We start from the raw sequence: 24708 nt of genomic DNA on the forward strand, positions 1-24708 counted from the left end.
GGCGACAGCCTCTTCCTTAAATTCTTTAGGATATGTTTTGTATTGTCGTTTTTGCTTTGTCATGGATACCTCGATATTTGACGTTATTGTCTCTTATCCATGTGTCCGGATCTATTAAACCACTACACTGTTTACCTATTCCGCAGCAGATAAAACACCATTAAGGTGCTGTGTAAATTCACTTTCGAACCGCGTCAGCTTTTCTACTTTTAATTTATTGTGGGTCAGGTAAAGGTAATCGTTGAACAGGCGCAACAGACTCCAGCAGGTTACGCGTTTTTTAAGCCTTGCTTGTTCTGTCGGGTTTTCACTGTAAAGCGCAATGGTGCGGGTTTGCATCGCTTGATCGGCGATGGGGCCGTTGCCGTGCCAGTTGAGCAGGGCCAAATCGAAGGCCGGATCGCCAAAGTGGGTGCGCTCCCAGTCAATGGGGATGAGCTGCTGAGCAGGCGTAAGGATGAGATTGCCTGGGTGAAAGTCACCATGATTGAGTGTAAAGGTACTGAGCTTTTCAAAGCAGGGTTGATGCGCCTGCAATACCGGGTGTAGCGAGTGGTAGAGCTCGCTCAGTTTGGCTCGTTCAGTGAGGCGGCTGCGAAAATATCGCCAGACTGCGGTGAGGAGATTTGCCGGGTTCAGGATGAGCCCGGTTGGGGCGCGGACTTTGCCATGGCGTGGTGCGCTTATCTGATGAATTTGTTTGAGCTGGCGGATCACCTGCTCAAGCTCTAGGGCAGCCCAGTCGGCCATGCTTATTCCATCAATATAAGGGCGTAACAACGTCTGCTGGCCACTTTCACTTTGGTGGAGTTCAACCGGCTGCGCAAAGCGGGTGGGCTTTAGCAAGGTGTACACGTAGGCCTCAGTTTCCAGCCCTGCATGATTGCGACCAAGTGAGCGTTTACATACCCAAAGGCTTCCGTCATCTCTTGTCAGCAGAGTGCTGCTATGGGTCAGGCCGCCGCTAAGCGGCCTGTGCTGTGTAGGCTTGCGGTGCAATGGTGGCAAAGCATTCACATTCATGGTTTATTTTGCACATTAACGCTGGTGATTAACGTCGATCCGGGTGCGTCCACTGATAGGGCTGCATGGGCGAGTCTAGCTCGGTTTTGGCCAGGGCATTGGTAAAATTGGAGATAAGCTTTGCAGCCAGGCCGGTCAATACTTCCAGCGCCTGCTGCTTGTTATATCCGGCAGCAAGAAACGCATTCAATGCGTCATCGCCAATGTGGCCCTGTTTAGCCAGCAAGGCTTTTACAAAATCCTGCAGTGCTTGCAGTTTGCTGTCGGGCAGCGCTGTGCCTTCGCGCAGTGCGGTGATCAGCGCCTCGGGCATACCGGCAGAGTTCATCATCCAGGTGTGGCCGGGTACACAGTAGTGGCAGTTATTTTGGTAGTTGGCGGTCATAAAAACCACCTGCTGTTCAACCGCCGACAAGCTGCTGTCCTGCATAAAGGCAGTAAAGGTGTCGTTATACGCCTTATAGGTGACGGCCGACTCAGCCAGTATTTTATGTAGATTGGGCAGCATGCCAAAGCTTGCCAGCGACTGCTCCATCAGTGGTTTCGATTTTTCTGGTGCCTTATCGGGTTCATAATAGGTAAACATGGTTTTTCTCCTGCGCAATTCGGCTTAGCGGTGCATGCCGCGAATGGGGTAGTTATTATCCGGGTCGCGGATCCAGGCCAGTCCGTTGACCAGCGAGGTCAAGTCCGGGCGAACAAACGGGTTGTTAGAGATATCCGCCACCTGGATGTTGCCGGCTTCATTGACGACAAACAGTCCGGGTTCCGCAAACGGATGATCGGTTTCCTGTGCAGAGCGCGGATCAGAAATAAATAGGCCCAGCGTGTTCATTTGCTCAAGGCTCAGGCCATAGCCGAGTTCAAAAGACACATCGAGCTGCTCGCTGTGGCTTTGCAGTTGTGCCAGGCTGTCGCCCGATACAGCAACAATATCAACCCTGATAGCGGCCAGCTTATCTTTGAATTGCTCAAGCTCGTTGAGGTAGCGGGTGCATAAGGGGCAATGGCGACCCCGATAAACCAGCACCAGCTGCCAGCGCTGGTCATTATTGGCCTGTGCCAGAGGGCGGGTGCTGCCATCGGGCAAAGTCACCTGAATATCCGGAAACGGGCTGCCGGGGTGAAGTTTTTGCGTGTACTGTTCTGCCTGGCTCATGAGTGTTCCTTAAAAGTGGGTGTTTAAATGGCTTTCGAAGCGTGCAAGGTCGCGCTCAATGTCTGCGTTTTTCATCACATCAAAGCAGCTAAACGTAGGTATAGACTGCATGCCAAAGAACTTAAAGTTCATATGTGCCGGAAATAGTAAGTCGTCTACACTTTTTCCTTCAAAAAACTCGTGCTCGTCATTAAACGACTCCACCGGGGCGTTAAAGGTCACAGACAGCATATAACGTGTGTTAGTGAGCGTTCCGCCACGGCCGTAATTGGCTTTGGGGTTGTCTGCCGAGCGGCCATCGCCATTGCACAAAGCGCCACCCATGCCTGCGGTATATACCTCGTCCATGTACTTTTTAAATGACCAGGGCAGGCCCATCCAGTTAATGGGAGATTGCAGGATCACCACATCGGCCCAGCGATGTAGCTCAAGTTGCTGCTCAATATCCAGCGGCTCAGCCATAGTAACCACCCGGGTCTCATAACCTTTGGCATTGAGGTGAGAGACCGTTTTATCCACCAGAGTGGCGTTCAGTTTCCCCTCAGAAAATGGGTAGTACTGATGGGCGTTTATGATCAGGGCTTTGTTCATGTTTATTCTCCAGTAGGCTTAATAACTTGCGTGGTTTATAATAGTAACCTGTTGCGTTTATTCAATTAGTTTACTTTTGGTAACCACCCTGGTTTTGGAGTTATGACTGTGGAAAGTGTTGTTAAAACAGATAGTAAGGGCAGGAAAAAAGTTTTAAATGCCTGTCTGGAGCCCTGCGCCATCGAAAAAGGCATGCGTCTGATCGGCTCAAAGTGGACGGGATCGATCATTTATCATCTTAAAGATGAACCTGTGCGGTTTAACGATCTGGCCAGAATGCTTGGCGGTGCCAGCAAAAAAATGATTGACCAGCGGCTTAAAGAGCTCGAAGCACGGGGCATGGTGTTGCGTACGGTTGTGAATGAACGCCCGGTGGCGGTCACCTATGAACTGACTGAGTTTGGCCGCTCGGCACTGCATATTCTCGAGCAGCTGCGGGTTTGGTCGGAATCTCATCAACTTGATTAGGGTAAAAGTATGCTTAATCAGTTCGTAAAGTGATCAGACCATGCTGCAAAAATCAACATGCCCGGATCCAGATCAAGATTTGTTTATTCTCTGTAAATAAATATAGCTTAATTGTTTATTCCGGGTTAATCTTCTCGCATTCACAGGAGATGAGCTGAATGTGCCTAAAATAGGGCATAGACGAGCGAAAGGAACCGTAAAAACGGTTATACACTTTTAATCAGTTAACTTTTAATTATCATTTTAAGTTACCCTCAGCGTCAATGGCTCTCACCTGTCCTGTAAATCAAGCGCTTTTATTGCGCCTGATTGATGTATCACAACACGAGAGAGACAAGCTATGAAATCACTTAAGCGCACCAGAGACATCACGCCTCTGCCTTCGCGCAATTTTAAAATTACCGTCGATGATCAACCGGTGGAGGCCTGTGAAGGCGAAACCGTACTGTCGGTTTTGCTGGCCGCAAACTATGCCAAAGTGATGGAAAACGACCGTAATGTAGCATCGGGTGCCTATTGTGGTATGGGCGTATGCCATTGCTGTCAGGTTAAGATCAATGCAAAACATAAACAGCGTGCCTGCCAGACTTTGGTGGAGCCACAAATGTCGGTTGAAACCCTGACTAATCGTTTCAAGGAAGAGGGGATCAAACATGACTAGCCAGACACACGATAAAGTGGTGATTGTGGGCGGCGGCCCGGCTGGCACGGCAGCAGCCGCAGAGTTGGCACGCCATGGTTTAAAGTCAGTGATCATCGACGAAGCGCCTAAACTGGGTGGGGTGATCTATCGCGGACCACTGCGTCAGACCGACTCATTACCACATCTGGATGACAATCTGAAGCGCGCCATGACCGCCTTGCAAACGCGTTATCAGGCCCACAGTGATTCCATTGAAGTTAAAACACAGACGCGGGTACTGGGTCCGGAAGGCAGCAATCAGCTGTTGCTGAGCGATAACTCAGGTTTGAGCCGTCAGCCATATGGGCACCTGATCCTGGCTACGGGCTGCCACGAGCGCAGTGTGCCGTTTCCAGGCTGGCAGCTTCCCGGGGTAATGCTGCTTGGCGGTGTTCAGCTACAACTTAAAAGTGGTCTGGTCAGACCGGGGCAGCGCATGGCGCTGGTGGGCACCGGGCCTTTATTACCTCTGGTTGCCTGTCAGCTGCATAAAGCCGGTGTTGATGTGGTGGGTGTCTATGAAGCCAGCCCGTTTGCCAAACTGGCCAAAGAAGCGGTGGCGCTGCTTAACAAACCTAAGCTAACGCTGTCTGGTATGAGCATGATGAGCTACCTCAAGAAACATAAAATTCCGTTCAAGTACGGCTGGGGTATTGTCAGTGCACAGGGTAAGGAGCAGCTGAACAGCATTCAGGTAGCACCTTACGACAGTCAATGGCGTGCGCAACGAGACCTGGCACAGCAGGTGGATGTGGATGCCATTGGCGTGGGTTACGGGTTTGTTGCACGTACTCAGCTGGCTATGCTACTTGGCCTGGATCACCACTACAGTAAAGTCAGCGGCTATGTGCCTGTGCTGGATGAATGGCATCAAAGCCAGAATCATGAGGCATTTGTGGTAGGCGACAGCAACGGCCTGCTTGGCGCCGATGCGGCCATTTGTGAAGGCCAACTGGCAGCACTACGCCTGGCCTGGCAATGTGGCAAAATCACCGAGTCGCAGCTGAGTGCTCGCTCTACCAAAGTCAAAAACAAGCTGGCACGAATTAAAAAATTCCGTTTCGGGTTTGACCGCTTCTCCGACCGCCAAAGTGGACTATTGTCCCTGGCGCAGCCCGAGACTGTGGTTTGTCGTTGCGAGCAGGTGCGCCGGGAGCAGCTCGACGAAGCCATTGCTCAGGGCGTAAAAGACATCACCAGTCTGAAGATGCGAACCCGTATTGGGATGGGAGATTGCCAGGGTAAAACCTGTAGCTCTTATGCGCTGGATTATTTGCATCAGGCCGGTTTGACCGAAAATATCGGCGTGATCAAACCGCGTTTTCCTCTTGATCCTATCCCCTTTACCTTAATGGAATGAACACAATGAAAAAATATGATGTTGTCATCGCCGGTGGCGGTGCTGTGGGTGCGGCGTGCGCATACTTTTTAAGCCGCGATACTGATTTAAAAATCGCGTTAATTGATTTAAAGAAACCCGGCAATGCGTCGCGCGCTTCGGCCGGCGGACTGTGGGCCATTGGCGAGTCAGTGGGTCTGGGTTGTGGGGTGATCTTTTTCAAAACTTTGTCTAAGTTACACAGCGAAGCGAAGGGTGAAGAAGTACCCGTGATGCGCCCGCACCAGCTGCCAGACTGCTTTTTTGAATTTGCCCTGACGTCTAACAACATGTATCCGGCGCTGCATCAGGAAATGCTGGAAAAACATGGGGTAGATTTTAAGTTTGAGCGCACGGGCCTCAAGTTCATCATGTATAACGAAGAAGACCGATTATACGCTGAGCAGATCACCCAGGGGATCCCGCATCTGGCGGATCAGGTACGCTGGCTCGATGCCGAGGAGCTAAAAAAGGAAGAGCCTTATGTGACGGATGATGCCATTGGCGCCATCGACTTTATCTGTGACCATCAGGTGAACCCGTATCGACTGGTTGATGCCTATCTCGAAGGCGCACGCCAAAACGGTGTGTCTTTGTATCTGAACACAGAAGTAACCTCCGTGATCCGTAACGGCAATGTGGTGGAAGGGGTGAAAACCGCTGAGCAAACCTTTTTCTGCGATACCTTGATCAATGCATCCGGTGCCTGGGCCAACGAGCTGTATCAGCAGGCAACCGGGCGTACTATGCCGGTTTATCCGGTCAAAGGGCAGATTGTACTCTCAGAGCGTATGCCTAAGATCATGAACGGCTGTATCAGTACCAGCGACTGTTATATCGCGCAAAAAGACAACGGCGAGATCCTGATTGGTTCATCCACCGAAGAGAAGGGCTTTGATACCACCAACAGCCTGGACAAAATTCAGGAGCTGTCGCAGGGCGCAATGAAGTGCTTACCTATTTTGAAAGAGTCGAGCATCAAGCGCTGTTGGGCTGGGCTGCGTCCGGGTACGCCGGATGAGCTGCCGATCCTGGGACCGGTTGACGGCGTTGAAGGCTATCTGAATGCCTGTGGTCATTTCCGTACCGGAATACTGACCTCAGCTATTACAGGGCAGTTGATGACCGAGTTGGTGACGGGTAAAAAGACGACACTGGATCTAACGCCGTTTAGCGTTGAGCGCTTTGAAGAAGCGGCGCAAAAGGCGGGCTAAAACCATTTAACTTACATACGCACAAAGGAGCAAGGACGCTCCCGACTTCACTCTCCTGACAGGCTTGTTTTTTTGTCAAAAAAGCGTCATATCAAATACACAAAACTTCATTGATTATTTCTTAACACTTGGCTGCATTCGTGGTACAGTCCTCGCGAAAAATTGTTATAGTATATCATAATGAAGGATTGATAATGAAACCCTTACACTCTGCGTGTCGTTTAAGTGTACTCTCTTTGTCTCTGGCTGCGGCGTTTTCTGTTTGTGCTGACAATGCCATTGAAACGATTGAAGTAACGGGAGAGCGTCAGGCCTATCGTGGCAACTTTAGTCATCTCCAGTCGCCCGAATCTTTGTTTGAATTTGACGCTGAATTAATTGAAAAAACGGGTGTAACCGGACTCACTCAGGTGCTGGATATGTCGGCGTCGGTGAGTCGCCAGAACAGTCTGGGTGGCCTGTGGGACAGCTTTGCGATCCGCGGCTTTTTTGGTGATGAAAATGTGCCCAGTGGCTACCTGGTTAATGGGTTTAACGCGGGCCGCGGGTTTTCTGGTCCGCGGGACGTATCGGGTATTGAGCGCGTAGAGGTGTTAAAGGGGCCAAAAGCGGCCTTGTTTGGCCGAGGAGAGCCGGGCGGATCGATTAACCTGGTGACGAAAAAGCCGACCTTTGAGTCTTCCAGCGAATTTGAACTAACTGCGGGCAGCCGGGCTCACCGTCGCCTGGAAGGGGATGTGAATGCCGTACTATCTAAGTCAGTCGCCGGACGCTTTATTGGTTTCTATCAGGAAGAAGACAGCTTCCGCGATACCATAGAAACACAAAAGCACGGCGTAATGGCCTCATTTGTGTTTGATCAGAGTCCAGATTCAACCTGGCATTATGACTTTGAATATGCCGAGCAGGAGATCCCATTTGACCGTGGTATCATCGCGCCGAACGGCAACTTCGACTTTATGCCCATTGAGCGTTTTCTGGGTGAGCCCGGTGATGGCCCAACCACGACTATGGTGCATGGCCATCAGCTTAACTGGTTGTACGATCTGAACAACGACTGGCAGCTAAGCTCCGCACTGGCATTCAGACAAACAGAGCTGGACAGCCTCTCCAGTGACGCCGATATCGCGCCGTCCAGACAAAAGTTATATCTCGACTTTCAGACGCTGACACGTCAGCACAGACAGCGCGCTTACGATACCGATCAGTATGTGGCACGTTTCGAGTTGGCTGGCGATGTCACCACTGGCGCAATCAAGCACCACATCATTGTGGGCGTTGACTATGACCGATTCGAATTTGACCGTGACTATCGGGTTGCCCGCGCGCCTAAGCTGGCCACCAACCCGACCGATGCGCAGTTGTATGCCATCAATATTCACCAGCCAGTGTATGGTCAGCATACGCCACCCACACCAAGCCCGGTGATTGTGCGTCAGCAAAACCAGTGGGCAACAGGCTTATATATTCAGGACCAAATTGCCCTGACGGATGCATTTCAGGTGCGCATTGGCGGTCGCTTTGACTGGTTAAAGCAAACCACAGACGACAAGGTCAGAATGCAAAATGCCTCACAGTCTGAGCAACACTTTAGCCCGCAGCTTGGCCTGGTGTATCAGTTCAGTGACAACTGGTCACTGTACTCAACCTATGGGGAAGGCTACCGTCTGAACTTTGGTACTGACTATAAAGGCGATGGCTTTGATCCTAACCAGAGTGAGTCAATCGAGTTTGGCAGTAAGTGGTCGCTGCTGGATAACAATCTGGATATTACGCTGGCGTATTTTGACAGTGAGCAGACCAACATCATAGTTGCAGACATCAATAACCCCGGGTTTAGTGCCGCCATTGGCCAGGCAACCAGCCAGGGTATTGAGCTGGACGTGGTCGGTCAGCTGCCGGCAGATGCCCAGATCCAATTCTCATACACACATCTGGATGCGCAGGTTGACAAAGACTCCATTGATACTGGCCTGGGCGTAGCCATTAAAAAAGGCGACGATCTGCTGAATATCCCTGAGAATGCTGCCAGCATTCAGCTGAGCCAGCAGTATTCGGTGGCAGGTAATGCCTTGTCTGCGGGGATTGGTGCGCAGTATGTGGACGAGCGACTGGGCCAGCGTGGCACAGACTTCTATCTGCCTTCTTACGTAACGGTAAATCTGTTCGCAGAGTATGCGATAAGCGAGCGCTGGTCGGTTAAGGCACAGGTACATAACGCCCTTGATCGTAAGCACTTTACCAACTCATATTCGCAGATGTGGGTACAACCGGGTGAGCCACGCAAGGTGCTGGTGTCGACCTCTTATCAGTTCTAACTTTTGCCCTTCGACCTGTTGAGTCGTTTAAGGTGTCCTTGCGCTCCCTGCCTGGGCACTTTTTTCTATCCTGAAACGGTTATCAGATAGCTGTCTGCGTTTTAAATAGGATGCCCGGCAGTCCTTGCCGGGCTTTTTTATGTCAGCTTCGCAGCAACTTGAGTGGCACGATTTTTGTGTTTAGCAGGCGTTTAAGATCTTCGAGCATCACATACAAACAGGGCACCATCAGCAAGGTCACCCCGGTTGCAAACAGCACCGAAAAGCTCAGAGAAATGGCCGTTGGGATCACAAACTGCGCCTGTAAACTCGATTCAAACATAATCGGCACCAGTCCTAAAAAGGTGGTCAGTGAGGTGAGTAAAATGGCCCGAAAACGGCCAATGCCAGCCCTGATAACCGAGGTTTTTATATCCAGGCCCGCTACTCTGTGGCGGTTGATCACGTCGGTCATTACCAGCGAGTCGTTGATCACCACGCCCGCTGCGGCCACGATCCCAAACACCGACATCATGCTCAGGCTGTAGCCGAGCAGGTAATGTCCCCACAGAGCGCCAACCACGGAAAAAGGGATCACCGACATCACCAGCACAGGTTGCAGATAGCTTTGCAGCGGCAATGCCAGCAGACAGTAGACAACCAGTAAACCAACAACAGCAAATATCAGCACCTGGCTTTGCTGCTGACGCTGAGCTTGCAGCGCGACACCCGGCTTTGTCGTCAGCCCTGGATGGGCAGCTGTCAGCTCATTGAGCAACTGGGATTCTATATATTCGGTGACATGGGCAAGGCTTGTGTGTTGTTCATCGACATCCGCACTGATGGTGGCGACCTGATATCCCTGCTCGCGGCTAATACTGGCAAAACCCGGTACTTCAACGGTGCGTGCCACATCGCCAAAAAACACCTGCTCGCCATTGGGGAGGGTGATCAAAGTGTGGGCCAGTGCGCTTATCTGCTGGCGATCGGACTGGTCGCCCCGGACCTTAAACATCACCTCCTGACCTTCTCGCATAACGCGCTGCAGTTCAAGACCGTAAAACCTGGCGCCAACTTGTCGGGTTATTTCTCTGGCGCTCAGATTGAGCTGGTGCGCCAGCGGTTTTAGCTGGATCTGATATTCAGTCTGGGCACTGTTGAGAGAAGAGTAGACACTGTGCACGCCTGCAATGCGGTTTAGTTTGTCAATCATAGCCTGGCTGGCCTGGTAAAGGGTGTCGGCGTCGCTGGCAAACAGGCGGTATTCCAGGTCGCTTTTCTCGGCAATGTCGATAACATCTGATTCTATGGTGAGTTTTTTCACTCCGGGTATATCTGGCAAGTGTGCCTGCCAACGTCTGGCCAGCTCAAAGGTGTCGAACGGTCGCTGCGCTTCCGGCACTAGCGGCACCACCACCTCGGCTTCAGTCAGATGGTCGATGCGGGTATACATGGCATCCATCATGGGTTTACCGGTTTGTAGCTGGATATCTTGCTCAACCTGGTTGATCAGGGTTTCTATTTGTTCAACCGCGGCCAGAGTTTGCGCTTCAGAGACATTGTGGTCCATCTGAATATTAATTGACGGATAATCGTGCGGTACTTTGGGCACGGGAGTAAAGCGCAGCAAGCCGCTGACGGGCAGGCAGATGGCCAGGGCCAGCAGGCAGAAAAACCCGGCGATGACGGCATAACGATAATGAATACAATGTTTGAGTAAAGGGGCATAATGCGTGTTCAGCCGTTTCTGCAGCCCGCTATTAAAGCGGTTACGCCAGTGGTCGTTTGGTTTTGCCGGTAAGCGGGTTGCGGCCAGATGTGCCGGTAAAATCAGTTTTGATTCAATCAGGCTGAAGAACAGGCATAAAATACAGACTCCGGCTATGGCAATAAACTGCCCCGAATTTGGACCACTGCTGAACATAAACGGCATAAACACGGCGATGGTGGTCAGTACACCAAAGGTGGCTGGCATGGCCACTTTTTGCGCGCCCTGGATCACTTGCTCTGGCGAATGGCCCTGCGATTCAACCTGCTCACAGACGCTTTCGCCTATCACTATGGCGTCGTCCACCACAATGCCCAGCACCATGATAAAGGCGAACAAGGAGACCAGGTTCATGGTGATCCCAAGCAAAGGCATAAGCCAGAAAGCGCCCAGCATAGAAACAGGCAAACCCAGCATCACCCAGACAGCAAGGCGGGTGCGCAAAAACACGGCCAGCACGATGAATACCAAAATAGCGCCCTGCGCGAGGTTTTCCAGCATCATATTGAGGCGCCCTTGCAGGTAAAAGGTGACATCAACAAATTCGTAAATGTTGATGTGCTCAGGCAGCGCCTGACGCTTGTACTCTACATACGCCTTTACCTTTGCCACCACATCGGTAAGTGACTGCTCTTTGGCCGCCAGCACCATAATATAAACCGCCTGCTCGCCATTAAAGCGCCCGGCATCCAGGGTTTCACTAAAGCCATCTTTGATGGTGGCGATATCGCGCAATTGTACGGTTTCGCCAAGCAAACCTCTGATAATGGGCGTACTGGCCAGTGCCGAGCCCTGATAGCCTCGTTGCGCCAGCCTCAGATAGATGTTGCCACGCGCTGTTTTTATTTGGCCCGCTGACAGGTTGTCGGCGTGTTTCTGAATCGCACTGACCACGTCGGACAGGCTGAGGTTATATTCGCGCAACTTGAGTGGCGACAGTTCTATGGCGACCTCATAGTCGGGAATGGCCGATAAGTCGACATGGGAGATCCCCTTTAACTGCAACAGCTCTGCTTTTAGTTCATTACCGAGTTTGCGCAGTTCAAGCGGGTCGTCCGGACCGGACAACACCACACTCAGCGCGCGCTGACGCTGTGCCCGCTCAACAATTTGCAGCGGCTCCATAGCGACGGGGAAAGTGGCAATGGCATCGAGCTTCATTTTGATTTCGTCCAGACGCAATGCCAGGTTTTGTCCATGTTCCAGCTCAATCTCCACCCGGCCACGCGAGGGGGTCGCCTGGCTGGTGAGGCGTTTAATGCCTGGCTGAGGTTTTAGCGCCTGTTCAATTTTGAGCAGGATATTTTCTTCAATCTCTCGGGCCGAGGCACCCAGCTCGGTGGCGGTGACGATAATCTTATTGTTATCAGAAACCGGAAAGGTTTGCCGCTGGATCCCCTGATAGCTCAGCAAGCCCATGCAAACGATAAACAGCATCAGCAGATTTGCGGCAACGGGGTGGCGCACAAAATAGCCAATTAACTTGCTTTGTCGGCTCATTGCTTACCTCCTTTACTTGCCAGTTGGGTATGATCCGCGCCGCTGCGCACCAGCATGCCCGTTTGCGGATAGTCAGGTAAATGTGTGATCAGTTGATAGTCTGTGCGCGGTGGTGCCACGATCAGCGCATTGCTTTGCTCCCGGCGCAGTATTTTGGCGGGATATTGCACCAACCTGTGCTGTGGGGTCATAAGCCAAAGCGTGTCATTTTTAACCCATTCCTGGGGTACTTTCAGGACGTTTTTCAGTGTGATGCCAGCAACGTGTGCGTGTAAAAACTGGCCGAAATACACCGGCGGCTCGTCGCTGTGTAGCGCATACGGATCGTCTATTCGGATCACATAGTAAGCCATTCTGGTGGTATCGCTGAGCTGACCGGTATGGCGGGTGAGGGTGCCGGTTCGCGTTATCTCACTTGCGCTGACGGTGACGCCGGATGCGGGGAGTGGCGGTAAAAAGGGCCTGTCAAAGTTTGCCACGGGCACATGCAGTTCACCATAGTGCAGGTTTATCAGCTGCCCCAGTGGCTGGCCGGCTTTAATCACCTGACCCAGGCCTGTATCTCGCTTTGCTATCAGCGCATCGTAAGGGGCATAGTAATGGGTTCTTGAGAGGTTTTTTTGCGCCTGTGCCAGTTGGGCTTCGGCTGCTTTAAGGCGCGCACGGGCACTGGCAACCTGAGGTTTTCTGAGCGCAAGTTCGGTCACATGTGCGCTACTGGCCCATTCTTTTTTTGCCACATCGGCCAGCGCTAACTGCTCTGACAGGTGGGCCTTTGCCAGTGCCAGCTCCGCCTGTTTGTTGAGTAGCTGGGTCTGATAATCAAATGCATCCAGCCTGGCAAGCAGAGCACCTTTATGCACAATGCCACCCTCTATAAAAACGTCGTTTAGCCAGGCAATTTTGCCCGGTAATTCAAAGGCTATGTCTGTTTGTTCGGCTGGCTTTAATACACCGGACAGGTGTAACGAGGTTTGATAGTCAGAGGGCACTAAAGGTGTACTGGAAACCCGTGGCGGCTGTGCCTGTTGTACTTTGGTGTCTTGTGGGGTTTTTGCGAGTGTTACCAGGGCCACACAGGCACCACCGCCTAACAGCACAACCAGGAGCAGCGCCAATGACCGACGCTTAAGTTGATGATAAGAAGACTTATTTTTATTTGACTCCATAATGGTTTCCCTGCTTGTCATATAATTTTAATGGTAAATTATTTGTTTCTTAAAAATGGTAAGTGGCTTACTTAATTAAAAATTTCTAAATAAAGTGGTTTACACACAAATAACGTCTGCGTTATGTTATATCATAAAATCGGAACAGTACAGCAGTGACTTACTTATGACTATCGCGAATCACGTAGGGATCCACGCCTCGCAAATTGTGGACGTTTATGAACAAATTCATACCATGGAGGCCCTGACTATCAATCCGGATACCATGGCCGTCTTCGATCGCTTTCTCGGCCTGTTATCTAACGAGCACGGCAGCGAGTTTGCAGAGCAGGTTCTGGCGCAGGACAAGATCAGAGCCATTAAGCCTCAGATCCAGCACTTGTTTAGCCTGGCATCCAGCATGTATGAGCGGCACTGGGCGCAGCGCCTGGTGAGCAGTAACACGCCGCAGCAGGTGTTACAAACAGAATATCCCTATTTTAAGCACTACCAGCGCGCAACGGGACTGGAAATCAATGCCATTAACTCTCTGGCGGCTGACCCGGTAAATCGGGTTCTGATGGTGGGCTCTGGCGCATTGCCGCTGACGTCTTTGGCTTTGCACAATGCCGGTTTGCAGGTCGATAATTTGGACATACAGCAGGACGACCTTTTGCTTGGCAAGCAGGTGTGCAAAGCACTGTCTGCTGATAATCAGATGGGCTTTATTCATAACGACATTTGCGAACAGGCAGATCTGGACCGTTATGATGTGATCTGGCTTGCCGCCCTGGTGGGGGATGAGCAGCTCAAAGATAAAATCATTGCACACTTGTATGAGCACATGCGCCCGGGGGCTCAGCTGGTGGTGCGCACTGCGTTCAACCTGCGCACGCTATTGTATCCAAGTGTAGACGAGGGTGGGCTGGCACCGTTTCAGCTGAAACTGAAGATCCAGACTTACGCCGATAACTTTCACTCTATTTTGATTGCACAAAAACCGGTGTAGCAGTTATGTCGATATTCACCTCCTATCTCAGGCTCAGTGCCGAGTACCGTTGGATGCTCGTTGCTGCGTTTGTGTTTAATCTGGGATTTTACATGCTGATCCCGTTTTTGGCAGGCTACCTGAAACAAGACTTGTTGCTGAGTGCCACCCTGGTTGGATTGGTCCTGGGTGTGCGCTCTTTTTGCCAGCAGGGCCTGTTTTTAGTGGGCGGCTTACTGGCCGATTTGTTTGGCGTAAAAAAACTGATTGTGATCGGGTGTTTACTCAGAGCGCTGGGATTCTGTCTGTTTTTGTTTTCGCAAATCACAGAGCTGCTGTTTTTAGCGGCCTTTATGACCGGGTTTGCCGGTGCTTTGTTTACCCCTGCTGCTCAATCTTACTTTTCTAAACAAACTGAGCTCAGTCGCGCGCAAATGTTTGCACTTGTCGGGGTTGCCAGAAATGGCGGGGAGTTACTCGGCCCGGTGTGTGGCCTGTTATTACTGAGTGTTAGCTTTGATGTGTTGTGCGTGGTTTCGGCGTTGCCTTTTGCACTCTTTGCGCTGCTATTCACGGTATTACTGCCAGCTAAACAAGCCCCGGCAGACAACCAATCTGCCTCGGAGAAATCGTCGGGAGGCGGGGTGTCGGCCATGATTGCCGGAGTGCTGAGCAACCGGCCATTTTTGCTATTCTCATTGCTCATGTCGGGCTACTTTATGCTGATCAATCAGATCTCTTTTGCTATTCCGCTGCATCTGGTTAGCCAGTCCGGGGCGCCGCAGGACGTGGCCTGGGTATTGACCTTGTGTGCACTTATCTCAATTTGTTTGCAGTTTCCCATCACGCGTATGTGCGAGCGCTGGCTGTCGCCCGATCAGTGGATCAGTATAGGCATTGCTTTAATGGGGCTATCGTTTGCCACCCTGGTTCCCGCCTGGCCTTATCAATCCGGCGTTTTGTATTACCTGCCGATGAGCCTGCTGGCAGTCTTGTTTACCCTTGGCACTATGGTGAGTTTTCCCTTTATCATGAGCCAGATTTCTGTACTGGCACAGGACAAGTCGGTTGCCACACATTACGGATTTTTTTATTTGTTTGCCGGTGTCGGGTTAATTGCGGGCAGTGCTGTGGTCGGGGTAGCGTTTGATTACGCCAGCCTGAGCCAGAACCTGGCCTGGTATTGCCTGATAGCCATTGGGGTGGGCACGGCGGTGTTAAATACGCTGTTTATGTCAAAGCCCGCGATACATGCCCAAATTCAAACAACCAGTCCATCTACATCAAAGTAAGGATTAACCATGATTCAACTTACTCAAGCGCAGCAACGAGCCTATATGTCAGACTATCTGGAAAATGGCTGGCGTGAGGAGCGCATGTCTTTTAGCTCTGTCTCATTAGAACCCGGCTATATTGATGGCCGCATTAATGTGGAGCATTTTCAAATGCCTGGAGATGGCCGTTTTCATTTCAGTGCCCAAAGCGCGATGATCTGGATCTCACAGCTGGGCATTATTTATGGTTGCTGGGACAATCAGCTCAGTGAAAAAGCCGGTGAAGTGTACCTCAGAGATCTCGATATTAAATTTAAGCGCACCATTAACACGACTGAGGAAGTGCGCTTTGAAGGCTTCTTCCCTAAACAGGGTAAAAAGCGTTTGTCGGATGACCTGGTGTACTACAAAAATGCGCAGATCCATGTTGAGGGTGGGGCTTTTACGGGCACGGCGAGCTTTTTGGTACCCACAGGTTAAGGTGGCAGAGTAATAAAAACTGTTCCTATTTAGGTAATTGATGTTATGTTATAACCAATCATAACTAATGACATTTTTCAAACTGCCCAAACACCGCGTTTATGTTCGTTCATAAACGCGGTGTGCGCGGTTTTTATTGTATCAGGGAGAACTTTTTGTGTTAGAAGCCATACAGTTAAGCAAATCATTTGCTGATAAACAGGTGATCACCGACTTGAGCTTTAAAGTTGAGCAGGGCGAGATCATGTGTCTGCTGGGTGCCAACGGTGCGGGAAAAAGCACCACGCTGAATATCTTTCTTAACTTTTTACAGCCCGACAGTGGTCAGGCGCGCATTGACGGGGTCGATGTTCAGCAAAGCGCCAACGGCAAAGATAAGCTGGTGTATCTGCCCGAGCAGGTGAACCTGTATCAGGAATTTAATGCCATTGATAACCTCAAATATCTGGCCAGCTTATCCGGACTGTCGGTTAGTGAGGCGCAGATCAACGCCGCACTTGACGAAACGGGGCTTGAGCAAAATGCCCGTAAACAGTCATTAAAAAATTACTCAAAAGGAATGCGGCAAAAGGTTGGTATTGCCTTTGCCATTATGCGCCAGGCCAAAGTCTTGTTGCTGGATGAGCCTACGTCGGGACTGGACCCCAGCGCCACACTGGAGTTTATTCGTATTGTTGAGCGGCTGGCAAAAAAAGGCGCTGCCATCTTGATGGTGACACACGACTTTTACTGTGCACATACCCTGGCCGACAAAATTGGCATTATGGATAAAGGCAAACTGCTGACGCTGTTAGATAACAATAAACTGCCTTTGAGTAGCCTGGAAACCACCTACCACGAACTGATCTCCGGGAAAGCGGCCATGCGCGAAGCCAGCTAACGCGGTTGGGCTCATGTATAAACAGGAATTGTCTGATCTATGAATAATAAAATAATGCAGATCTGCCGCCATGAATTGGCCAGTAAACGCAAAAGCCCCAGTCTGTGGCTGATCTTTTTTATGACTCAACTGCTGCTGGCGGTTGCCTTATTAACCGGTTGGCAGCAATACCAGCACAGTATGCACACTCAGGCCAAAGCACAGGAAATTGTTGAACAACAATGGAATGCCCAGCCAGACAGGCACCCACACCGGGTTGCACACTTTGGCCATTTTGCGTTTCGCCCTCCCAGTGCGCTGAGCTTTTTTGACCTGGGCGTTAATGCCTGGGTCGGCGACAGTATTTTTTTAGAGGCGCACAAACAAAATAGCGCCAATTTTGCCAACGATCAGGATGGCGGCACCTTACTGAGGTTTTCCGAGCTCAGCAGCGCTAACATTCTACTGATCATCTGGCCTTTGTTGATCATTGCGCTGGGTTTTGCCAGTGTCAGTGGAGAGCAAAAAAGCGGCACACTGCGCCAGCTGATGTCTATGGGCGTGTCGTTTCGTGAATTAATTGCCGGTAAAAGCCTGAGTTACTTGCTGGTGTCTGTGGTGTTTATTTTACCTGTGTTTGTTTTAGCCCTGGCCCTTGCTGCCGGGTCCGGCGCTCAGTTTTCAGCAGAAGCGCCACTGAGATTAACGCTGCTGTTTGGCACCTATCTGCTTTACTGTCTGTTCTGGATAGCGCTGACGTTATTGATTTCGAGCCTGGTAAAGGCACCAAAACAGGCGCTGGTACTGCTAACGTCGGTATGGTTTATCCTGACTATTCTGATGCCGCGCATGCTGGCAGAATTTGCACACCACCAGAACCCCCATCAAAAGCGCAATGACTTTGAACTGGCCATTAAGCTGGATAACCGAAAAGTCGGAGACAGCCATAACCCCAACGACCCGTATTTTAGCCAATTCCGTGAAGAAACCTTGAAAAAATATGGCGTATCGACGGTTGAGGCGCTGCCGATTAATTACAAAGGACTGGTGATGCAGGAAGGGGAAAAACTCAATGCTGAAATCTATAAAAAGCACTATCAGCAACAAGTAGCGCAGTTTGAGGCGCAGCGCCAGTTTGTTAGTCAGTTTTACTGGCTGAATCCATATTTATTTGTGCGTGATTTTTCAATGGCGCTGACGCGCACAGACACCCGACACTTTTTGGATTTTGAGCAGCAGGCTGAGGCCCACAGATATGCGCGGATCCAAAAACTCAATCAGTTACACACCCATGAGATCCATCATCATAACGACAGAGCGCAGCGGGTCGACAAATCCTATTGGCAGGAATTTGAAGCGTTTAACTACTTAACGCCTAAGCTCAGCTGGTCATTGAGTGCGTTTTCTCTGGCCTGGTTGCTGCCGCTGCTGGCGGTCGCAGCACTGTTTATTTTCCTGAGTTCAAACCCGATGCAGAGGAGGATCTATGCTGCTGTTTAAACTCGAATGCAAGCGTTTGTTTGCTGGCACCATTAATAAGCTGGTGCTGGTATTGTTTATCGTATCGGGTGTGTTTGCCATTTATCAGGGCGCGCTTGGTTATAAGTCACTGCGCATTGATCAGTATAAGTCTATGGTGGTATTCCAAAAAGAGCGGGAGCATGTGAACAGTCGTGAAACACTGCCCGAGGCAGGCTCTTTGGCCTACTATGCCAGCGCTCCGACCGAATGGAAACTAAGCCCCTGGGCTGCTTTGTTTGTGGGAGAGACGCCGTCCTCTATGGTTGCGACTAAAATTCGCGCCTCGGCATTACAAAGTCAGGCTTTTAATCGGGAAATTGTAAACCCTGCTCAGCAACGGGCAGGCGGCCTAGACTTAGGATTTGTGCTGGTTTACTTTTTGCCTCTGGTAATTGGCATACTCACCGTGACGCTTATCTCAGACGAGCAGCATGCTGGTCGCTGGCGATTACTCAACGCCTTGCCGGGTAGCGCGTTCGCTTTGCTTGGTAAGCAAATTGCGCTGCGTTTTGTGGTGATCTGGTTGCTGGTGGCCATCTTGCTGGTGAGTGCGGCACTGATATTGTCTTTGCCGTTTGATGCACTATTCTGGATTGTGCTGGGTGCCACCAGTTTGTATATGGTGTTCTGGTTTGCACTGGCAACCTTGATCATGAGCTTTGGTAAAAATAGCGTGGTGAATAGCCTGGCTTATCTCAGCAGCTGGGTGGTGCTGGCGCTGTTGATCCCAGGCGCGGTGCATTTGTATTTGTCTGGTCAGTATCAAAGCGATGCGCCGCTTGAGATCACACTGCAACAACGCACAACGCTCAATGATGGCTGGGATAAAGACAAACAAGCCACACTCGATGAGTTTTTGACACACGAAACTCCCTGGCGAAATACCGCGCCTTTGGGCGAGGCGTTTGACTGGAAATGGTACTACGCGCAGCAGCATATGAGCGACCTTGCAGTGCAGTCGCTGGTTGAAGCTCATATTCAAAACAACCAGGCGCGTCAGGCACAGTTACAAACATTGAGTGTGCTGTCTCCGGCGTTGCTTTTTCAGCTTTCGCTAAATGAACTGGCTCAGACCAGCAGTGGTTACCAGCTCAAATATCAGCAGCAGGTGGCCGACTATCATACTGTGATGCGTCATTTCTTTTACGACTTTATGTTCTTTGATAAGCCGGTAACCCGCCAGGATGTGGAAGACTTTCCGTTGTTCAAAGCGCAGGCCATGGAAACACAAAACAGACTGTGGAAGTGGTTGTTCAGTGCCTTACTTGTGCTGGCTATTTCCGCACTGGCAATAGCCAGGGTCCGTCGGGTAAAACCGTTCTAACCCCTCAACACATACGGGCGGTTTTCGCCCGTATGTGTTACTCAGCTAACATAAAGAATTTACCAAAAAGCGTGTTGTCCAATTAACGCATGCGCAGTAAGATGGATGTTTCCAATTTTTATCCGCTTTGCTAAGGGGGACGCATGTTATCACTCAGACCTTTTGAATCCACAGATGAGCCAAGCCTGGTTCGATACTTAAACAACCCGGCCACCGTGCAATACTTATCACCCAAAGTCCCTTTTCCTTATACTCAGGAAGATGCCCAGTGGTGGATCACGACCGGCAGTAAACAGGGGATCACCCGAGCGATTATGCTTGATGGCGTGCTGATCGGGTGTGTTGGCGCCCGCCCTGGCACCTTTGAGTATTGTCGAAGCGCGGAAATTGGCTACTGGCTGGCCGAGGAATATTGGGGCCAGGGGATCACTGGCCAGGCATTACAGCTGTTGATGGACGAAGTTGAATCTACCACTGAACTGGTGCGCTTAGAGGCCGTGGTGGTCGCACAAAATGCCCGTTCTGCCAGAGTGCTGGAAAAAGCAGGGTTTGAATATGAAGGTCTGCGCCGTATGGCAATCTGTAAAGATGGCGAATTTTTTGATGCGCGGTTGTTTGGCAAGTTACTCGCACAGTGACACATTATCTGTGAAAGCCACAGTCATCTAGTGCGAATTGCCAGTAACATTTTATCTGGCAGGGTCTGAAGCCAGTGGATGATTGGTTGAGCAAGGTATTGACGAAAAAGGGCTTTTAGTTTAATTTTTTGCTACAACCAGATGTTCTAGCGCAAGGAGTGACAGACGATGGAAGTGAATGGCTCAAGAGTTCCCCCTGCAATGTCAGGTAATACCCGCCATCAAGAACGTGCACCTATTGAGAAGCTGAGGTCTGTTCAGATTGAGCCGGAAGATCCGGATATTCAATATGAAAAAGAAATGACCATCAGTAAGCACACTGTAGAGATGGATCCGGAAGCTTATGCTGAGTTAACCAAGGTGTTGAGCGAAGACTTCGCAAATCATGTGAAAGACTTTGAGCAGGCACAAAGTGCCTTGGTCACCAGCCTGGACCTGTTTGAACAGTTTAAAGCAGAGCAGCAAGCATTCAACCCGCATTTAAATCTGAATTCAGTGGATTTGACGCAAAATGAAGACGGCACGCTAAAGCTGATCGGGGGGGGGTTGTCAGGCGGACAGCGGCGAGAACTTGAAGAGGTGCTCAATAGTAATGATGAACTGAAAGCATCTTTTTCCCAAGTGCATGAAGGGATCCTGAGTGCACTGCAACTTCATTCTTCTGACTTTGATACATTGACTGTTGAGGACTTACACGGGACGCTGAAGCTTAATGAGCTGACTGAAAAGTATAGTCGGCAATTTGGGTCGGGCGGTTTAGCGCAGAACATGCCCACACATAGGGACAAAATCATGGCCGATCCACTACTTTTCTTCGGTATGATGGTCGATGCACTCAAACCCAGAGTCAGTATTAAAGTGTAACAGACCACGCCTGTCAGGTTGCGCGTGGCCTGGTCGGTTTCATAAGGCAAGTTTCTCCCGGATAACGGACTACACTCGCATAGTCCGTTATTTCAATTAAGCCAGTCAGCAAGGTCAAACCGCAGCGCATCCGGCTCCAGTAACTTTACTGTGGGAATAAAATACCGGGTATCGTAAATGCCATCATAGTTATGCCAGTGCAGGCCTTCGCTGTCTGTGTCTGCGTCATCGTGATGCCAGGGCTCCAGTGGCTCGCTCAGAAAACTCACGTGCAGGTGATTTTTATGATTGGCTTTGACCTGGGTAACACCGCGCAGGTTGTCGGCAAAGATGATTTGGGTTGCGCCCAGCTGGACCAGCGCATCGACCAGGCTTTGTGTTGCCTGGCGGTCATACGCCGCATCGCCAACGCTGATGGGACCGCTTTGCGTGCCAAGCGGTCGAATGTCCACGGTGCCGCCAAACTTATGAGTAAAATGCGGTGGATTAATGCCGCCCCAGCGCATGGTGGCACCGGTAATGGTTAAGTGATCTGGCATACCGGCCGGTTTATCGGGCTGTGCGTGCCAAGCGCGACCTAGGTTTTGCAATGCCGCGAGTAAATTGGGATGTAAATGACGACCGACTAACCCGGCTGTGGTGAGCCCCTGATTTGGAGTATCCGGTATAGGCACTAAGCCGTTGACCGCGCATTTTACCTCTAAGGTTTGTTGCAGTGAGCCCACTCGGGCGACAAATCTGTCCGAGCCCGGCACGCTGTCATTGCCGCAGCTATGAAAGTTGTGAATAGCAACCGTTACCTGTCCGCGTGCATCTGTCACCGGGCTGGATACGTCAAACGGTGCGGTTAAGCGAAACAGGCCTTGCTCAATGCGAGCCAGTACTTTAGTGCGTACACTGTGGCTAAATCGGGCAGCCATATCATCGGGCTCTCGCCATTGTGGTGCCGTCAGCGTCAGGGGCGCAGCACTTATCTCCACCGGCTCGCCCACAATGGGTTGACCCCGCCAGTTGGTTAATGTCAGCGTCCAGGTGGCGGTATTGCCATTTTTTGGAAACAGGGTGACGTCTGTGGCGTTTTCCAGCCATTGCTGGCCAAAGTAGCCGCTGCCGTCAGGCGTTACTATCAAACCATCGTAATAAAATTGGCTGGTCAGAGCCGAGGTGTGTACTGTGTTTGCAAAAACCGGGCAGCATAAACCCAGTGCCGCGCTTAGCAGCGCAATCCGTGCTTTCATGGTGTCTCTCCTTGAGTTGTTGATACCAATTTGCTTAATTAAGAGTTCTATTTTGAGGCGAGAAAATATGCTCGATAACAAGGCAAAAATTTAGCTATTTAGTTATTCTAAATGAGAAATTTTTAACACCGTTAGCGTCATATTTGCTCCTTCAAATAGAGCATGTATTACGTCTAATTGGTATTATTCAAGGCTAGCAGCTCAGACGGGGGTGACAAATTTATAAAGATGCATATTTTTCATGCGTCAGGAAGGTATAGCAGGGAGCAGAAACGAAAAAAGCGAGACTTAGCTCGCTTTTTTTGCAAAATGCGTAGTAATTAAAGAACTACGATTTTGTCAGCCTGAGGACCTTTTTGACCCTGAGAAACTGTGAATTCTACGCTCTGGCCTTCAACCAAAGTTTTGAAGCCGTCGCCTTGGATAGCGCTGAAGTGAGCGAATACGTCTGGGCCATTTTCCTGAGAAATGAAACCAAAACCTTTAGACTCGTTGAACCACTTAACTGTACCAGTAACTGTGTTAGACATAGTATTAACCTGTAATATAAATAAAAAATTAACCTTCGATAGGTGTGAATGCATCAAAAGTAGAGGTGAAACTTAAATACTGCAGGTTGTGTTACGCGGTGTAAAACAACGAATTGTAGGATGTAAATATCGACTTTCTTTCTAGCGGCCTTCACTCTACAGGGACTCACTGGGTCTGTCTAGTATTATTTGTACAAATTTTAAATTTATCTGCGGCGTACCCTCAACCGGGTGGTCAAAGTACGCCTTAGCAGAAGTTCAATGCTGGCTTGCGCTTAGATTTCGTCAATCACATGAAACGCCCGGTACTCATCAAAAGCAAACTGGTCGGTCATACCACTAATATAATCAATGAACAGCCTGGTTCTGAGGTAAAATTCCTGCTCCTGCGGATCGGGAATAAGGGCGTTCATGGTGTCACTGTTAAGCGCCGTCCGGTAGGCCTGTTTGTGTTTTGCGGGTAACTTTTTAAACAGTCTGGCGGAATAAATCGGGATCTTGCAAACGTAGGTACTGGCAGGTAGTTCGATACCCATAAGTTTAGCAAATTGGTTTTTTTCTAACGCAAGCAGTGGCTCATAAATGCTGAGCAGCCCGCTGATAACCCGATAACCTTGTAGCTCCCGGCCTTCGACCTCCGGGTGCGCAAAAGCCAGCTCTCTGGCAACCTGTTTAAAAGTTTTGATTAGCAAGTGACTGGCACTGCCATCTTCTATTAATGCCTGATTATACTGGCCACGCATCACGGCATCTAAGTTGTCGACAAATTGCCTGGCTGCGTGTTTTGGCAGTTTCTGGTTGACCTGCACTCGCAGAAAGACAAAAAACTGGCTGTGGTTTCCTGTAATTTTTTGGGTTATTTCCGTGGCTTTGTTAATGATTTCGCTCATCAGCGTCTGCTCTGATGCGGGCAAGTTTGCACTGAGTGCCTGATAGGTGTCCTGTAGTGCGGTTTTAAGTTGCTGGTAACTCAGAATGTTTTTTTCAACCGCATCTTCCAGGTCGGCCATGCCGTATGAGATATCGTCGGCGGCTTCCATGATATAGGAAAAGGGTGAGCGGCAACCCGGCGCAATATCCAGGGCGTGTCTGAGCTTATCAATGTAGTGCTGTTCACTGAGATAAAAGCCCACTTTCTTTTTCAGATAACTGAGCGGATCATCCTTTGCTGGCGCAGCCTCAGATCCGCAACGGGTGTATTTCATAATGCCTGACGCCTGTGAGTAGGTCAGGTTCAGATTTAGCAGAGTGTGCACCAGGCGCACTCCCTGTGCATTGCCTTCAAAATGGGTTAGATCTCTGAGCACGTCGGGGCGCATCGCTTTGCCACTGAGCTTTTTGTAGATGTCTCCGATGTGCTGTGTCAGCCAGTCACTAAGGGCTGCCTCGCCAAAGTGACCAAATGGCGGGTTGCCTATGTCGTGCATCAGGCAGGCCATTTCTACAATAGACTCCAGCATGCGCTCATAGTCGCCGAGCGGTGGATGTGCGCTATTTGGTTTACTCAGTAACTCGCAGATCAGCTGGCAGATGTAGCGCCCGGCCTGCTGCACTTCCAAAGAGTGGGTGAGTCGTGAACGTACAGCGGCATTGCGCTCCAGCGGGAAAACCTGGGTTTTTTGTTGCAGCCGCCGGATGGCAGCTGACGTAATGATGCGGTTGCGGTCACTTTCAAATTGTTTATACAGCTTATCGCTTGCAAAGTCGTAGGGGCGATCCGCGCGGATCTTACTGCTAAAAGTCGTCACCATCTTTCCTTATGAT

22 protein-coding genes are annotated in these 24708 nt (G+C 50.4%); 13 read left to right on the forward strand and 9 right to left on the reverse strand.

Going from position 1 to position 24708, the window contains the following annotated elements:
* Positions 1–135 precede the first annotated feature (135 nt).
* The 4 genes from L1285_RS16285 to L1285_RS16300 are packed head-to-tail and all read right to left on the reverse strand — an operon-like array spanning position 136 to position 2773.
* Positions 136–1023 carry a phosphotransferase family protein gene (locus L1285_RS16285; RefSeq protein WP_235413227.1) on the reverse strand — a complete coding sequence of 296 codons (888 nt, stop codon included), beginning with the start codon at positions 1021–1023 and terminating at the stop codon, positions 136–138.
* Positions 1024–1051: 28 nt separating this feature from the next.
* A complete protein-coding gene (locus L1285_RS16290) occupies positions 1052–1609 on the reverse strand; it encodes a carboxymuconolactone decarboxylase family protein (protein WP_235413228.1) in 558 nt (185 codons plus the stop codon).
* Positions 1610–1633: 24 nt separating this feature from the next.
* Entirely contained in the window at positions 1634–2182 is a 549-nt protein-coding gene (locus L1285_RS16295) for a redoxin domain-containing protein (protein ID WP_130245954.1), read from the reverse strand.
* 9 nt (positions 2183–2191) lie between these two features.
* Complete coding sequence (locus tag L1285_RS16300; RefSeq protein ID WP_235413229.1) at positions 2192–2773, reverse strand: NAD(P)H-dependent oxidoreductase; 582 nt, start codon at positions 2771–2773, stop codon at positions 2192–2194.
* Positions 2774–2881: 108 nt separating this feature from the next.
* Between L1285_RS16300 and L1285_RS16305 the strand changes: the two genes are divergently transcribed.
* The 5 genes from L1285_RS16305 (at position 2882) to L1285_RS16325 (ending at position 8833) form a co-directional block, all read left to right on the forward strand.
* Positions 2882–3241 carry a winged helix-turn-helix transcriptional regulator gene (locus tag L1285_RS16305; RefSeq protein ID WP_046006807.1) on the forward strand — a complete coding sequence of 120 codons (360 nt, stop codon included), beginning with the start codon at positions 2882–2884 and terminating at the stop codon, positions 3239–3241.
* A gap of 340 nt (positions 3242–3581) precedes the next feature.
* The gene (locus L1285_RS16310; protein ID WP_235413230.1) at positions 3582–3902 is read left to right on the forward strand and encodes a 2Fe-2S iron-sulfur cluster-binding protein; all 321 of its coding nucleotides are present in this window, start codon (positions 3582–3584) and stop codon (positions 3900–3902) included.
* Complete coding sequence (locus tag L1285_RS16315) at positions 3895–5283, forward strand: FAD/NAD(P)-dependent oxidoreductase (protein ID WP_235413231.1); 1389 nt, start codon at positions 3895–3897, stop codon at positions 5281–5283. Before L1285_RS16310 ends, L1285_RS16315 begins: the two co-directional genes overlap by 8 nt.
* 5 nt (positions 5284–5288) lie before the next feature.
* On the forward strand, positions 5289–6515 hold the full coding sequence (locus L1285_RS16320) for an NAD(P)/FAD-dependent oxidoreductase (protein WP_209051477.1): 1227 nt from the start codon (positions 5289–5291) through the stop codon (positions 6513–6515).
* A 194-nt stretch (positions 6516–6709) separates the two neighbouring features.
* On the forward strand, positions 6710–8833 hold the full coding sequence (locus L1285_RS16325) for a TonB-dependent siderophore receptor (RefSeq protein WP_046006811.1): 2124 nt from the start codon (positions 6710–6712) through the stop codon (positions 8831–8833).
* Between the two features lie 142 nt (positions 8834–8975).
* Here the strand turns inward: L1285_RS16325 and L1285_RS16330 are convergent, their stop codons facing one another.
* Both L1285_RS16330 and L1285_RS16335 read right to left on the reverse strand, forming a co-directional pair.
* Positions 8976–12080 (reverse strand): efflux RND transporter permease subunit, encoded by a 3105-nt coding sequence (locus L1285_RS16330; protein WP_235413233.1) that lies wholly within the window; start codon positions 12078–12080, stop codon positions 8976–8978.
* On the reverse strand, positions 12077–13249 hold the full coding sequence (locus L1285_RS16335) for an efflux RND transporter periplasmic adaptor subunit (protein WP_235413234.1): 1173 nt from the start codon (positions 13247–13249) through the stop codon (positions 12077–12079). The genes L1285_RS16330 and L1285_RS16335 overlap by 4 nt, the downstream gene beginning before the upstream one ends.
* 166 nt (positions 13250–13415) lie before the next feature.
* Here L1285_RS16335 and L1285_RS16340 point away from each other — a divergent pair, with 166 nt between their 5' ends.
* From L1285_RS16340 to L1285_RS16375, 8 genes are all read left to right on the forward strand, one after another.
* Complete coding sequence (locus L1285_RS16340; RefSeq protein ID WP_235413235.1) at positions 13416–14237, forward strand: nicotianamine synthase family protein; 822 nt, start codon at positions 13416–13418, stop codon at positions 14235–14237.
* Between the two features lie 5 nt (positions 14238–14242).
* A complete protein-coding gene (locus tag L1285_RS16345) occupies positions 14243–15508 on the forward strand; it encodes an MFS transporter (RefSeq protein WP_235413236.1) in 1266 nt (421 codons plus the stop codon).
* Between the two features lie 9 nt (positions 15509–15517).
* Positions 15518–15970 carry a hypothetical protein gene (locus L1285_RS16350; protein ID WP_235413237.1) on the forward strand — a complete coding sequence of 151 codons (453 nt, stop codon included), beginning with the start codon at positions 15518–15520 and terminating at the stop codon, positions 15968–15970.
* Between the two features lie 157 nt (positions 15971–16127).
* Entirely contained in the window at positions 16128–16850 is a 723-nt protein-coding gene (locus tag L1285_RS16355) for an ABC transporter ATP-binding protein (protein WP_046006817.1), read from the forward strand.
* 39 nt (positions 16851–16889) lie between these two features.
* Positions 16890–18329, forward strand: coding sequence for an ABC transporter permease (locus L1285_RS16360; protein ID WP_235413238.1), 1440 nt, complete (start codon positions 16890–16892; stop codon positions 18327–18329).
* The gene (locus L1285_RS16365; RefSeq protein ID WP_235413239.1) at positions 18316–19674 is read left to right on the forward strand and encodes a DUF3526 domain-containing protein; all 1359 of its coding nucleotides are present in this window, start codon (positions 18316–18318) and stop codon (positions 19672–19674) included. The genes L1285_RS16360 and L1285_RS16365 overlap by 14 nt, the downstream gene beginning before the upstream one ends.
* Before the next feature lie 143 nt (positions 19675–19817).
* Positions 19818–20312, forward strand: a complete 495-nt coding sequence (locus tag L1285_RS16370; protein WP_235413240.1) for a GNAT family N-acetyltransferase — start codon at positions 19818–19820, stop codon at positions 20310–20312.
* A 201-nt stretch (positions 20313–20513) separates the two neighbouring features.
* Entirely contained in the window at positions 20514–21176 is a 663-nt protein-coding gene (locus L1285_RS16375; RefSeq protein WP_235413241.1) for a hypothetical protein, read from the forward strand.
* 92 nt (positions 21177–21268) lie between these two features.
* Here the strand turns inward: L1285_RS16375 and L1285_RS16380 are convergent, their stop codons facing one another.
* From L1285_RS16380 to dgt, 3 genes are all read right to left on the reverse strand, one after another.
* Positions 21269–22414, reverse strand: a complete 1146-nt coding sequence (locus L1285_RS16380; RefSeq protein WP_235413242.1) for a hypothetical protein — start codon at positions 22412–22414, stop codon at positions 21269–21271.
* Positions 22415–22734: 320 nt separating this feature from the next.
* Positions 22735–22944: a cold-shock protein gene (locus tag L1285_RS16385; RefSeq protein ID WP_010385841.1), complete on the reverse strand. Its 210-nt coding sequence runs from the start codon at positions 22942–22944 to the stop codon at positions 22735–22737.
* 275 nt (positions 22945–23219) lie between these two features.
* A complete protein-coding gene (gene dgt, locus L1285_RS16390; protein ID WP_235413243.1) occupies positions 23220–24695 on the reverse strand; it encodes a dGTPase in 1476 nt (491 codons plus the stop codon).
* Between the last annotated feature and the right edge of the window lie 13 nt (positions 24696–24708).

Source organism: Pseudoalteromonas sp. DL2-H2.2 (assembly GCF_021532535.1).
Lineage (GTDB): Bacteria > Pseudomonadota > Gammaproteobacteria > Enterobacterales > Alteromonadaceae > Pseudoalteromonas > Pseudoalteromonas rubra_A.